Origin of the sequence: Brevundimonas sp. SH203 (genome assembly GCF_002157625.1) — a bacterium.
In the GTDB taxonomy this organism is placed as follows: Bacteria; Pseudomonadota; Alphaproteobacteria; order Caulobacterales; family Caulobacteraceae; genus Brevundimonas.
This window is the reverse complement of the sequence record NZ_BDMM01000002.1, coordinates 639,065-651,865: the sequence shown is the minus strand read 5'-3', so window position 1 is coordinate 651,865 and position 12,801 is coordinate 639,065. Positions and strand designations below refer to the sequence as shown.

15 protein-coding genes are annotated in these 12,801 nt (G+C 66.8%); 4 read left to right on the top strand and 11 right to left on the bottom strand.

What is annotated here, in order from left to right; genetic code table 11:
• Window positions 1–31: 31 nt before the first annotated feature.
• Complete coding sequence (locus SH203_RS07090; RefSeq protein ID WP_087120130.1) at window positions 32–784, top strand: 1-acyl-sn-glycerol-3-phosphate acyltransferase; 753 nt, start codon at window positions 32–34, stop codon at window positions 782–784.
• Here the strand turns inward: SH203_RS07090 and SH203_RS07085 are convergent.
• From SH203_RS07085 to SH203_RS07040, 10 genes are all read right to left on the bottom strand, one after another.
• Complete coding sequence (locus SH203_RS07085) at window positions 747–1,136, bottom strand: TfoX/Sxy family protein (RefSeq protein WP_087120129.1); 390 nt, start codon at window positions 1,134–1,136, stop codon at window positions 747–749. The genes SH203_RS07090 and SH203_RS07085 overlap by 38 nt on opposite strands.
• A gap of 1 nt (window position 1,137) precedes the next feature.
• Complete coding sequence (locus SH203_RS07080; protein WP_087120128.1) at window positions 1,138–1,527, bottom strand: iron-sulfur cluster assembly accessory protein; 390 nt, start codon at window positions 1,525–1,527, stop codon at window positions 1,138–1,140.
• Window positions 1,528–1,663: 136 nt separating this feature from the next.
• Window positions 1,664–2,053 carry an SUF system Fe-S cluster assembly protein gene (locus tag SH203_RS07075; protein ID WP_087120127.1) on the bottom strand — a complete coding sequence of 130 codons (390 nt, stop codon included), beginning with the start codon at window positions 2,051–2,053 and terminating at the stop codon, window positions 1,664–1,666.
• 4 nt (window positions 2,054–2,057) lie between these two features.
• A complete protein-coding gene (locus SH203_RS07070; RefSeq protein ID WP_087120126.1) occupies window positions 2,058–3,296 on the bottom strand; it encodes an aminotransferase class V-fold PLP-dependent enzyme in 1,239 nt (412 codons plus the stop codon).
• Entirely contained in the window at window positions 3,275–4,429 is a 1,155-nt protein-coding gene (gene sufD, locus SH203_RS07065; RefSeq protein ID WP_234989410.1) for a Fe-S cluster assembly protein SufD, read from the bottom strand. The genes SH203_RS07070 and sufD overlap by 22 nt, the downstream gene beginning before the upstream one ends.
• On the bottom strand, window positions 4,426–5,175 hold the full coding sequence (gene sufC / locus SH203_RS07060) for a Fe-S cluster assembly ATPase SufC (RefSeq protein WP_087120207.1): 750 nt from the start codon (window positions 5,173–5,175) through the stop codon (window positions 4,426–4,428). The genes sufD and sufC overlap by 4 nt, the downstream gene beginning before the upstream one ends.
• A gap of 157 nt (window positions 5,176–5,332) precedes the next feature.
• Window positions 5,333–5,668 carry a GIY-YIG nuclease family protein gene (locus tag SH203_RS07055; protein ID WP_087120125.1) on the bottom strand — a complete coding sequence of 112 codons (336 nt, stop codon included), beginning with the start codon at window positions 5,666–5,668 and terminating at the stop codon, window positions 5,333–5,335.
• Between the two features lie 62 nt (window positions 5,669–5,730).
• Window positions 5,731–7,197 carry a Fe-S cluster assembly protein SufB gene (sufB, locus tag SH203_RS07050; RefSeq protein WP_087120124.1) on the bottom strand — a complete coding sequence of 489 codons (1,467 nt, stop codon included), beginning with the start codon at window positions 7,195–7,197 and terminating at the stop codon, window positions 5,731–5,733.
• Entirely contained in the window at window positions 7,197–8,336 is a 1,140-nt protein-coding gene (locus tag SH203_RS07045; protein ID WP_087120123.1) for a cysteine desulfurase family protein, read from the bottom strand. Before SH203_RS07045 ends, sufB begins: the two co-directional genes overlap by 1 nt.
• Window positions 8,333–8,812: an Rrf2 family transcriptional regulator gene (locus tag SH203_RS07040; protein WP_087120122.1), complete on the bottom strand. Its 480-nt coding sequence runs from the start codon at window positions 8,810–8,812 to the stop codon at window positions 8,333–8,335. Before SH203_RS07040 ends, SH203_RS07045 begins: the two co-directional genes overlap by 4 nt.
• A 157-nt stretch (window positions 8,813–8,969) precedes the next feature.
• Between SH203_RS07040 and SH203_RS07035 the strand changes: the two genes are divergently transcribed.
• The gene (locus tag SH203_RS07035) at window positions 8,970–9,620 is read left to right on the top strand and encodes an alpha/beta hydrolase (RefSeq protein ID WP_017504016.1); all 651 of its coding nucleotides are present in this window, start codon (window positions 8,970–8,972) and stop codon (window positions 9,618–9,620) included.
• Between the two features lie 76 nt (window positions 9,621–9,696).
• Here SH203_RS07035 and SH203_RS07030 read toward each other — a convergent pair whose 3' ends face one another.
• Window positions 9,697–10,653: a DMT family transporter gene (locus tag SH203_RS07030; protein ID WP_087120121.1), complete on the bottom strand. Its 957-nt coding sequence runs from the start codon at window positions 10,651–10,653 to the stop codon at window positions 9,697–9,699.
• 418 nt (window positions 10,654–11,071) lie between these two features.
• On the opposite strand from SH203_RS07030, the gene SH203_RS07025 reads away from it, so the two are divergent.
• Window positions 11,072–11,578 carry a DOMON-like domain-containing protein gene (locus SH203_RS07025; protein ID WP_087120120.1) on the top strand — a complete coding sequence of 169 codons (507 nt, stop codon included), beginning with the start codon at window positions 11,072–11,074 and terminating at the stop codon, window positions 11,576–11,578.
• The gene (locus SH203_RS07020; protein ID WP_087120119.1) at window positions 11,575–12,777 is read left to right on the top strand and encodes an exo-beta-N-acetylmuramidase NamZ domain-containing protein; all 1,203 of its coding nucleotides are present in this window, start codon (window positions 11,575–11,577) and stop codon (window positions 12,775–12,777) included. Before SH203_RS07025 ends, SH203_RS07020 begins: the two co-directional genes overlap by 4 nt.
• Window positions 12,778–12,801: the final 24 nt, after the last annotated feature.

The window sequence follows — 12,801 nt, the reverse complement described above, 5'->3', positions numbered from 1 at the left end:
ACAAGGCGAAGCTTTCTGCCATAGTCGCCCCATGCGCAGCTTCGCCTTCAACATCGCCTATTGGATTCTGTCGGTCGGCTACGGCCTGACCGCCGCCTTCGCCGCCCTGGCCCCCGGTCGCGGCCCCGCCAGCTGGGTCATCCGCCGCTATGTGAAGCGGATGGTTCAGGCCATGGCCCTGTTCGCGGGCATCCGCCTGCGGGTGCTGGGCAAGGACCGCCTGCCCGCCGGCGCCTTCATCGTCGCCTCGAAACACCAGAGCTGGGGCGACGGCTTCGCCACCTACGACCAGTTCGACGACCTGGCCTTCGTCACCGGCGACCATCTGGAGAAGTTTCCCCTGCTGGGCGGGGTGCTGAAGAAGCTGGGCGCCATCGTCGTCAACTCCTGCGGCGGCCACGAAGCCCGCAAGGCCCTGGCCATGCGGGCCGCCGAAGCCCGCGCCGAAAACCGCAAGATCCTGATCTATCCCGAGGGCCACCTGGCCCCGGTCGGGCAGAAGTACAAATACCGTTCCGGCGTCTGGCACATGTATCGCGACTTCGACATGCCGGTCGTGCCCCTGGCCACCAACCTCGGCCTGTTCTGGCCCGAGGAGAAGTACGAGAAGCACGCCGGAACGGCCACGCTCGACTTCCTCGACCCGATCCCCACCGGCCTGCCCAAGGACGAATTCCTGGCCCGGCTGGAGGCCGTGATCGAGGCCCGCACCGCCGAACTGGTCGCCGAGGCGACGGGTCGGCCCGTCACGCCCGCCGTTCTGATCGACGCGCCGACGAAGTAGCGGACTTGGGCGTCTTCCCCGACGCCTTCCTGACCGCCACCGCCAGCGACCGCCGCGCCCAGTCGACCGCCTCGTCGGGATCGTCCAGCGCCGTCTCGGGCAGGGTCCAATAGCTCATGCTCATCGTCCGCCCGTCCTTGGTCGGAAAGGTGAACGGCCGTGAGCCCGCCGCCTCGAACGCCTCGCCCAGCGCTTCGTCGCCCTTCAGCCAGACCACGCCGTCGTCCAGCAGGGCGAAGATCACGCCCGACGCATAGACCCCCGCCCCGCCGAACATCCGCTTGATCTCCAGCCGGCCCAGCGCCTGGAAATGCTCGCGGACCCATTCCCCGAAGTCGGCGTCGTAGGCCATCTCAGGCGCCGGCGGCCGGAACGATGGTCACGCTCTCGCCGCAGCCGCAGGCGTCGGTCTGGTTCGGATTGTTGAAGACGAATTTGGAGGCCAGCCGCGTCGTCTCGAAATCGATCTCGGTGCCGATGAGGAACAGAACGGCCTTGGGTTCGATCAGAATGGTGACGCCCTTGTCCTCGACCACCTCGTCCAGCGGCCCGATCTCGTCGGCATAGGCGAAGGTGTATTCCTGCCCCGCGCAGCCGCCGTTCTTGACCCCGATCCTCAGGCCGATGTGGGCGTTGTCGGCGTTATCCAGAATTTCGCGCACCCGCTCGGCGGCCGCGTCGGTCAGGGTGACGGCCTTGGGGCGCGGACGGCGCGGACGGGATGTGGCTTGAAGCTCGGTCATCGGGCCTTCCCTTCTCCGTCATCCTCGTGCTTGACCCGAGGATCGGATACGCCGTCGCACGGCGTCCGCGCATGAGCGGCTGACAATCCGGCCCTCGGGTCAAGCCCGGGGGTAACGGCGTTATCGGCGGCGGCCATCAGAACATATTGAGCGCGAGCTTGGCCTCGTCGCTCATCTTCGAGGAATCCCACGGCGGATCGAACACCAGATTGGCCTTGGCGCTGCGGACCCCCTCGACCTTCTCCACCGCCGTCTCGACCCAGCCGGGCATCTCGCCCGCCACAGGACAGCCGGGCGCCGTCAGGGTCATGTCCACCACCACGTCGCGGTCGTCGTTGACGTCCACGCGATAGATCAGGCCCAATTCATAGATGTCGACCGGGATTTCCGGGTCATAGACGGTCTTCAGCGCCTCGATCAGGTCCTCGGTCAGCTTGTCCAGCTCCCCTTGCGACAGGGCGCTTTTCTGCGGCTCGTCCCAGGCGGCCTGGAAGGCGTCGCTGTCCTGAATGGTGTTCTCTGTCATCGGCTTACACGAAGAAGTTCCGCGCCTTGATCAGCGCGTCCACGAAGGCGTCTGCATCCTCCACGGTGTTATATAGGGCGAAGGAGGCGCGGGTGCTCGACGTCACGCCCAATCTTTTCGCCAGCGGTTCGGCGCAGTGGGTCCCGGCCCGCACGGCGACGCCGTAACGGTCCATGATCTGAGCCACGTCATGGGCGTGCGCCCCCTCGACGGCGAAGGTCAGGATGGCGCCCTTGCCCTCGGCCTGCCCCAGAATCCGCAGCCAGTCCTGGCCCTGCAGTCGCTCGACGGCGTGACGATACAGGGCGTGTTCGTGCGCCTGAACCGCCGCCCGGTCGTATTGCGCCAGCCACTCCAGCGCCGCGCCCAGGCCGATGGCCTCCAGGATCGGCGGCGTCCCCGCCTCGAACCGATGCGGCGGCCGGGCATAGGTAATCCGGTCCTGCTCGACCCGTTCGATCATCTCCCCGCCCCCCTGATAGGGCGGCAGGGCCTCCAGCGCCTCGGCCTTGCCGTACAGGGCGCCGATGCCGGTGGGGCCGAACAGCTTGTGGCCCGTGATGACATAGAAGTCGCAGCCGATGGCCTGCACGTCCGGCGTCGCATGGACCGCGCCCTGGCAGCCGTCGATCAGCACCTGCGCCCCCGTCGCATGAGCCAGCCGCGTGATCTCCGCGACCGGATTCACCGTCCCCAGCACGTTCGACATATGGGTGACGGCGACCATCCGCGTCCGGGGCCCCAGCAGGTCGGCATAGGCCGCCATGTCCAGCGACCCGTCATCCCGGATCGGCGCCCATTTCAGCACCGCCCCATGCCGCTCGCGCAGGAAGTGCCACGGCACGATGTTGGAGTGATGCTCCATCTCGGTGACGATGATCTCGTCACCCGGCCGAATCGACAGGCCGAGGCCATTGGCGACCAGATTGATCGCCTCGGTTCCGCCCTTGGTCCAGACGACCTGTTCGGCCGTCTCGGCGTTCAGGAACCGGGCCACGATCTCGCGCGCCTTTTCGAACGCCTCGGTCGCCTCGTTCGACAGGGTGTGCAGGCCGCGATGGACGTTGGCGTAACCGCCCTCCATCGTCGCGACCAGGGCGTCGATCACCGCGCGCGGCTTCTGGGCCGAGGCCGCATTGTCCAAATAGACCAGCGGCTTGCCGTTCACCTGTCGCGACAGGATCGGGAACTGCGCCCGCACAGCATAGGGATCGAAGGTGTTCACAACCGCGCCGTCAGCCATTCCCGCGCCACCTCTCTCGCGCCTTCGTGCTCGATCCGGTCGATGACCTCGATCAGGAAGGCCTGCGTCAGCAGGGCGCGCGCTTCCTCGGCCGGAATGCCGCGCTGCTGCATGTAGAACAGGGCGCTCTCGTCCAGCGTCCCCACCGTATTGCCGTGCGCGCACTGCACGTCGTCGGCATAGATGATCAGTTCCGGCTTGGCGTCGATCTCGGCCCGCTCGCTGGCGATCAGGGCGTGGTGGCCCATCCGCGCATCGGTGCCGTCCGCCCCGCGCTCGACCACGATCTTGCCCTGGAAGACGCCCCGCGCCGTATCCCGGGCCACGCCCTTGATCAGCTGTGAGGTCGCGCCGTCCGGTCCCCGATGATCAACAACGCTCGTCAGATCGACGTGCCTTTCCCCGTTCAGGACATACAAGCCGTCCATGCGAACCGTCGCGCCTTCCCCGGCATGGGCGATGCGGGTTTCCAGTCGTTGCAACCGCGCACCGGTCGCGACAATGGTCTGACGATAGGTGGCGTTCTTCGAGAGATGCACCTCGGCCGACGTGACAGAAATCGCATCATGTGGCTCTTCGATCAAAACGATACGCTCAAGTGTAGCGCCCTCATCGACCAAGAACTCGATCAGCGTGTTGGAGAGATAGGCTTCACCCCAACCCTCATGGGACTCCAGAACGGTGGCGTGGGCGCCGGCCTCGACCAGCAAGCCGATGCGCGCATGGTGGCCGGTCTTCACGGCATCGCTCAGCAGGCGCAATGCAATAGAGCGCGGTTCGCCTGCCTTGAATGAAATGATGCAGACGCCTTCCAGCGCCTTGGCGGCAGCCAACGCGCCCATAGGCATCTCGTCAGCCATCCGAGGCGCATCGGGACCGGCGTGACGCACAACCTCGACGCCTGCCTCCAGGCTGTCTTCCGACCACCAGTTCAAGCGACCATTGGCGATCAGCACTTCATTGGTGGTCAGTGTATTGAACGGCCCGTCGTTCGGCTCGCCTTGGAGCAAGGCCGGGGACAGCGGCGGTTCATCACGAACCCAGCGACGCAGATCGGAATACTTCCAGGCCTCAGTGCGTCGTGACGGAATGGTCTCGATGGCCTTCAAATCAATACGAATTGGGGCGCTCATGCCGCCTGCGGCAGATACTTGTCGTACCCTTCCGCCTCCAGCTCCAGCGCCAACTCCGGCCCGCCCGAGGCGACGATGCGGCCGCCCGCCAGCACATGCACCCGGTCCGGTTTGATATAGTCCAGCAGGCGCTGATAGTGGGTGATGACCAACATGGCGCGGTCCGGCGAACGCAGGGCGTTCACCCCCTCCGACACGATCCGCAGGGCGTCGATGTCCAGGCCCGAATCCGTCTCGTCCAGGATCAGAAGCGACGGCTCCAGCAGCGCCATCTGCAGGATTTCCATCCGCTTCTTCTCGCCGCCGGAGAAGCCGACGTTCAGCGGCCGCTTCAGCATGTCGAAGTCCATCTTCAACGCCTTTGACGCTTCCCGCACCAGCTTCAGGAAGGCCGGCGCCGCCACCTCCTCCTCGCCCCGCGCGCGCTTCTGAGCGTTCAGCGCCGTCCGCACAAAGGTCAGGGCCGGCACGCCGGGGATCTCGATCGGATACTGGAACGACAGGAAGACGCCCTTGGCCGCCCGCTCGGCCGGGTCCAACGCCAGCAGGTCCTGGCCCGCCCATTCGACCGACCCTTGCGTCGCCTCATAGCCCGGCCGTCCCGAAAGGGCGTAACCCAGCGTCGATTTCCCCGCCCCGTTCGGCCCCATGATGGCATGGACCTCGCCCGCCGGAACATCGAGCGTCAGCCCCTTGAGGATCGGCTTTTCACCGACGGAGACGTGGAGGTTGTTGATCTTCAGCACGCGAATGAACCTGAATTCTGAATCTTGAATATCGTCATCCTCGGGCTTGTCCCGAGGACCCATTGTTCCAACGCAGGGCCGGTTGGAGCCTTGACCAACGGATCGCACGCGCTGATCCGAGCCCCAGGATGACGGAAAGGAGCGAAAGCCGCGCCCGCTACTCTTCCGTCGGCCCGTGCATCCAAACTGCCGGTCGATCCCATTCCAGCGAAAGGTCCGCCCAGCGCGGATTGTCTCTTTCGATCAGATTGATCTTCCAGTCGCGAAGATAGCGTTTGATGGCCTTTTCCCGCCTGATCGCGGCCGTCATCATTTCGAACGGTTCGAACCAAACCAGTTGCGACAGGCCGTGCGTCTTGGTGAACCCGTCGAAGGTTCCGTCCCGATGTTGGCGCACACGCCGATACAGGTCGCTGGTGACGCCGGTGTACAATGTCCCGTATGGCTTGTTCGTCACGATGTAGGCGGCGATGAACGGGCGCGCATTCGGCATACGCCAAAGCTTGCAGCAGCATGGGCCCTCGGGACAAGCCCGAGGGTGACGATCTTAGAGGATCAGCCAACCGACCCCTCCAAACTGATCGCCACCAGCTTCTGCGCCTCCACCGCGAACTCCATCGGCAGTTCCTGAAGCACGTCGCGGACGAAGCCGTTGACCAGAAGGGCCACCGCCTCCTCCTCCGACAGGCCGCGCTGCTGGGCGTAGAACAGCTGGTCGTCGGACAGGCGCGTCGTGGTCGCCTCGTGCTCCAACTGGGCCGAGCCGTTGCGGGCCTCGATATAGGGGATGGTGTGCGAGCCGCAGTCCTTGCCGATCAGCAAGGAATCGCACTGGGTGAAGTTCCGCACCCCCGTCGCCTTCGGATGCACCGAGACCAGGCCGCGATAGGTCGAATCCGACCGGCCCGCCGACACCGCCTTGGCGATGATCCGCGACTTCGAGTTCCGGCCCAAGTGGATCATCTTGGTGCCGGTGTCGGCCTGCTGATGCCCATTGGTGATGGCGATGGAGTAGAATTCGCCCGACGACTCCTCGCCCTTCAGGATGCAGGACGGGTATTTCCAGGTCACGGCCGAACCCGTCTCCACCTGGGTCCACGACACCTTGGACCGATCGCCCCGGCAGTCGGCGCGCTTGGTGACGAAGTTGTAGATGCCGCCCTTCCCCTCGGCGTCGCCGGGATACCAGTTCTGGACGGTCGAATATTTCACCTCGGCGTCGTCCAGCGCCACGATCTCGACCACAGCCGCGTGAAGCTGGTTCTCGTCGCGCATCGGCGCGGTGCAGCCCTCCAGATAGGAGACGTAAGCCCCCTTGTCGGCGATGATCAGGGTCCGTTCGAACTGGCCCGTCTGGCTCGCATTGATGCGGAAATAGGTCGACAGCTCCATCGGGCAGCGCACGCCCGGCGGGATGTAGACGAACGACCCGTCCGAAAACACCGCGCTGTTCAGAGCCGCGAAATAGTTGTCCGAGACCGGCACCACCGACCCCAGATATTGCCGCACCAGATCAGGATATTCGCGCAAAGCCTCGGAAATCGGCATGAAAATCACGCCGACCTTGGCCAGTTCCTCCTTGAAGGTCGTGACCACCGACACGCTGTCGAACACGGCGTCCACGGCCACGCGCGGCGCACCCTGCACGCCCGCCAGCACCTCCTGCTCCTTCAGCGGGATGCCCAGCTTCTTATAGACCTCCAGAATCTCGGGATCGACCTCGTCCAGAGACTTCGGCCCCTCCTTCTGCTTGGGGGCCGCATAGTAGAACAGGTCCTGATAATCGACCGGCTCGTATTTCACCGCCGCCCAGGTCGGCTCCTCCATCGCCAGCCAGCGCTCATAGGCGGCGAGGCGCCATTCCAGCATCCATTCCGGCTCGCCCTTCTTCTCGGAGATGAAGCGCACGATGTCGGCGTTCAGCCCCTTGGGAGCGAACTCCTGCTCGATGTCCGAGGTGAAGCCGTGCGCGTATTTTTCCAGCGCGGCGACGGCGTCGATGGTTTCCTTGACGGCGGCCATCAGGCGACCTCTCTCACGCGCTCGGCGGCGCGTGTCTTGTGCTTTTCATAGGCGGCGACCCAGGCGTCGGCGAACCGGACCCAGTCGTTCTCAGTGGTCCCCCAGCCGCCGGACACGCGCACGCCCCCGGTCGCCAGGGCGGTCAGGCCCATGGCGCTGATGGTCTTGGACGGCTTGACCTTGCCCGACGAACAGGCCGACCCCGCCGACACCATGACGCCGGTCAGATCGAGCGTGATCAGCTGCTGCGGGCTGTCCCAGCCCTCGACCGCCATGAACAGGGTGTTGGGCAGACGGGCGACCGACCCGCCGATGATGACGGCGCCCGCCGCCTTGACTCTGGCCTCGGCCGCATCGCGCCAGGCGACGTGCGACCCCATCGTCTCCAGATCGCGCGCGGCGCAGTCGGCGGCGACGCCGAAGCCGGCGATGCCCGGCACATTCTCGGTCCCGGCGCGCAGGCCCCGCTCCTGCCCCGCCCCGTGCAGGATGCGAACGCCCGACACGCCTTCCTTCAGGATCAGGGCGCCGACGCCCTGCGATCCGCCCAGCTTGTGCGCCGATAGCGTCAGGCTGTCGGCGTCCAGCGCCCGGATGTCGACCGCGATCTTGCCCGCCGACTGGATGGCGTCGACGTGCAGCCAGCCGCCCGCCGCCCGCACGAGTTTCGCCGCCTCGGCGATCGGCTGGATGACGCCGCTTTCGTTGTTGGCGTGATGAATGGCCACGACCGCCCGGCCCGGACGGCTCAGCGCCTCGGCCAGCCCGTCCAGATCGATCACCCCGTTGGCATCGACCGGCAGAACTTCGACCGGCGCGCCCGCGTTCGCCGCCGCCTCGGCCACGCAAGGATGTTCGGTCGCCGACACGATCAGCCGTTCGCAACCGGCCGCCAGGGCGCTGGCGATCCCCTGGGCGTTGGCTTCCGTGCCGCCCGAGTTGAAGATCACCGCCGTCGGGTCCGCCCCGACCAGTTCGCCGACCTGGGCCCGCGCCGTCTCGACCCGCGCCCGCGCCCGACGGCCGGCCGCATGGACCGCCGACGGATTGCCGTTGTCGGCCAGCGCCCGCGCCATGACGTCCAGCACTTCCGGCCGCACCAGGCCCGAGGCGTTGTAATCCAGATAGACGCCGCTCATGCCGCCACCCCCACGGCCGAGGCTTCGACATTGCGCCGACGCTGGCCCGTGCGGTTCATCACCACGTCCTCCAGCGACACGCCGGCCAGATAGCGATGGATCTCGTCGCCCAGGTCTTCCCAAAGATTATGGGTGATGCAGCGTTCGCCGGCCAACATGCAGCCCTTGGGCGAGCCATGCGCCACGCATCGCGTCGCCCGGATCGGCTCGTCCACCGCCAGCACGATTTCCGCCACCACCGTCTCGTGCGCGCCCTTGGCCAGACGGTATCCGCCGCCGGGTCCGCGCACGCTCCTGACCAGTTCGCTCTTTCTCAGACGGGCGAACAACTGCTCCAGATAGCTCAGCGAAATTTCCTGACGCGCGGCGATTTCGGCCAGCGACACGGCCCGGATCTCGCCGCCCTCGCCGCGCCCGTTCTTGGCCAGATCGGCCATCGCCATCACGGCGTATCGTCCCTTGGTCGACAGACGCATTTCGCACCTTCAAAAATTGCGCGCTTTTCGGGGCTCCTGTGCTAGAACCCGCGCCTTCGCAAAGGCGGCGCGCTTGCGGAGGGACTTATAAAGTCCCACCTCGGCGGTCAAGTATTACGCACTCGCGAAATGACAGTTGAACGGATTCCAGAGCCCAATGCCTGAAGTCATCCTGCCCGGCGCCTCCGGTCGCATCGAAGGCCGCTATTCCCCGGGCAAGCGCCCGAACGCCCCGATCGCCCTGATCCTGCACCCGCACCCCAAGGCGGGCGGGCATATGAACAACCCGGTCGCCGTCACCTTGCACCAGCTGTTCCAGCAGCGGGGCTTTGCGACCCTGCGCTACAATTCGCGCGGCGTGGGCAAGTCGCAAGGCGAGTTCGATTCGGGCATCGGCGAGCTGGCGGACGCCGCCACCGCACTGGACTGGCTTCAGGCCAACAATCCCGGCGCCAGCCAGACCTGGGTCGCCGGCTATCAGTTCGGCGCCTATATCGGCATGCAGCTGTTGATGCGTCGCCCCGAAACGGACGGCTTCATCTCGGTGTCCCCGCCGTCGAACATGTACGACTTCAGCTTCCTGGCCCCCTGCCCGGCGTCCGGCCTGTTCCTGCATGGCACGGCCGACACCATCGTTCCGCCGGTCGAGGTCGAGCGCGTGGTCAACAAGCTGCGGACCCAGAAGGGCATCATCATCGACTATGAACTGGAAGAGGGCGCCAGCCACTTCTGGCAGGACCATATGAGCGCGGTCGAAACCCGCGTCGGCGCCTATCTGGACAAGCGGCTGGAAGAAAAGCCGGCCTGACGCCGCCTCTTCCGCCCGTTTTCCCGACGCCGCTTCAGCCTCGCTGAGGCGGCGTTCGTCGTTTCAGTGCGGGGTTTCAGTGCGGCGTTTCCTCGACGGCGTGGGCCACGCCGTGCGCGCGCACGCACCAGACGACGCTGACGATCATCAGGACGATGGCGACGATCTCCACCGCCGCCGGCGCGCGCCGTTCCAGAACATAGCCGTAGAGAAAGGCGAACACCGTCTCGAACACGATCATCTGGCCCAGCATGGTCAGGGGCAGACGCCGGCTGGCCTGATTCCACAGGGCGTTGCCGATGATGGAGGCCAGCAGCGCAACCCCGAGGCACACGCCCGCCAGCCGCGCCCACGCCTCCGCGTCCAGCACGGGCGACGTCATCACGGCGGGGACCGCCAGCACCAGGGCCAGGCCGCCCGTGACCACCCCGGTCAGCAGCGACCAGTCGTGCGGCGACACCTGCGTCAGCCGCGCCATCCATCGGCTGTTGCCCACCGCATAGGCCGTCCAGGACGCCAGCGCGCCGAAGGCGCAGGCTAGGCCGATCAGGGCCTGCGCCCCCGTCGGCCCGCCCGCCGTCCCTTGCCCCAACGCGCGCCAGCCGATCAACCCGACCGCCAGCGCCGCCAGAGCGATGGGCGGCGCCGTCCGCGACAGCGGCGGTCCGTTCCGATCCCTCAGCCCCCACAGGGCCACCACCACCGGCACCATGCCGACGATCAGGGCCGAGGCGGCCACGCCCGCCAGATGCACCGCAACCACCAGAAAGGCGAAATAGACCAGATTCCCCGCCAAGCTCAGCCAGACCAGGGCCCGCCACGCCCGCACATCGATCAAGGGCGCCAGCCGTCGCCAGCGCGGCGCGATCAAAACCGCCGCGATCACCCCATAGGCCAGATACCGCCCCGCGGTCAGCAACAGCGGCGACGCCTCGGGCGACAGCTTAGGCGCCAGAAACACCAGCCCCCACAGCGCGCCCGCGCCCAATCCGGCCGCCACGCCCCACAGACGTTCGCGGGATGCCGCCGCCATGCTCGCTCCATCGTTCGAAACCCGATCGGCGCTTACACCGTTCGTCACGCGGCGAACACCGCCGGTTAAGCCGACGCGCCCATCATGGCGCCGAACTCGCGTCAGGATATTCCATGCGTATCGCCGCCTGCACCCTTGCCCTTCTGCTCTCGGCCGCCGCCTTTCCCGCCGCGGCCCGGGACGGCCGCGACTTCTGCGCCGACCGCCCCGGCAAGGGAACGCCGCCCAGTTGAGTGCAATTTGGCGGCTCCTTCCAAACGTGCGGGCGCGGCCGATTATAGATCGGCCTCGGGTCGTGGGCGCCAAAAGCCGGGGCGGAGGGCGCAAACCCTTGCCGGGCAAGGGATTGGCGTCGCGAAATAGGACGGCTGCGGCGCTGGGCGCGTTGACCGGCGCCCCGCGTGCGATACGAAGGGGGATGCGGCTGCCCTTGATCCCCCATCCGATTTCGCGCCACGACGGGCTGACCCTGGAGGTGGAGGCGCGGCGGCAGGGCGGTCGGCTCAGTCTGGACTATGCGCTGTCGGGGCCGGTGGAGACGGTGCTGTGGCCGCAAGGCGCGTCGCGGGCGCGGACCGACGACCTGTGGCGGGCGACCTGTTTCGAGGCGTTCGCGGCGACGCCGGACGGCTATGTCGAATACAATCTGTCGCCGTCGGGGGCGTGGGCGGCCTATCGATTCGACGGCTATCGGCAGGGGATGCGGGCCTTCGACATGGCGGCGCCCTTCATTATGACGCGCCGGGCGCCGGGGCAGTTCGCGCTGACGGCGGACGTGACCCTGCCGGACGAAGCGACGGGGGCGATCGGCCTGACCGCCGTGATACAGGGGATGAACGGTTCGGTCGGATACTGGGCGCTGAGGCATTCGTCGGATAAGCCGGACTTTCATCATCCCGACTCCTTCGCGCTGGAACTGCCATGAATTTCGGTCTCGACCGCCTGCTGTCCGATGACGCGCTGCGGGCGCCGTTGAAGGGGCGGCGCGTGGCGCTGCTGGCGCATCCGGCCTCGGTGACGCGCGACCTGACCCATGCGGTGGATGCGCTGGCCGCCTGTCCCGAGATCAGGCTGAGCGCCGCCTTCGGGCCGCAGCATGGGATGAAGGGCGACCTGCAGGACAATATGATGGAGAGCCCGGATGATCGCGATCCGGTGCATGGCATCCCGGTCTTCAGCCTGTACGGCGAGGTGCGGCGGCCCAGGGACGAATGGATGGAGACGTTCGACGTCATCCTGATCGACCTGCAGGACCTGGGGTGCCGCATCTACACCTATGTCACGACCCTGCTCTATGTGCTGGAGGCGGCGGCGAAACACGGCAAGGCGGTGTGGGTGCTGGACCGGCCCAACCCGGCGGGGCGGCCGGTCGAGGGGCTGACGCTGCGGCCCGGATACGAGAGCTTCGTCGGGGCCGGCCCGATGCCGATGCGGCATGGGATGACGATGGGCGAACTGGGCCTGTGGTTCATCGACCAGTTCAGGCTGGAGGTCGAATACCGGGTGATCCAGATGCAGGACTGGGCGCCGGAACAGGGGCCGGGCTTCGGCTGGCCGCTGGGCGAACGGTCTTGGGTCAACCCCAGCCCCAATGCGCCGAACCTGTCGATGGCGCGGGCCTATGCCGGGACGGTGATGCTGGAGGGGGCGACCCTGTCGGAGGGGCGAGGCACGACCCGGCCGCTGGAGCTGTTCGGGGCGCCCGACATCGACGCGCGGGCGGTGATCGCGGAGATGCAGCGGCTGGCGCCCGACTGGCTGGCGGGCTGCGTGCTGCGGCCCATGTGGTTCGAGCCGACCTTCCACAAACATGTCGGAACGCTGTGCAGCGGTGTGCAGATCCACGTCGACGACCCCGCCTACGACCATGCGGCGTTCAGGCCGTGGCGGGTGCAGGCGCTGGGATTCAAGGCGATCCGGCGGCTGTATCCCGACTATGATCTGTGGCGCGATTTTCCGTATGAATATGCGTTCGGCAAACTGCCCATCGACGTGATCAACGGCGGGCCGGGCTTGCGCGAATGGGTGGACGACGCCGACGCCGCGCCGGTCGATCTGGACGCCGTGACACGGTCCGACGAGACGGCGTGGGAAGAGACGCGCAGGCGGTTCCTGCTGTATTGATCGCAAGAGACAAGGGGAGACGGG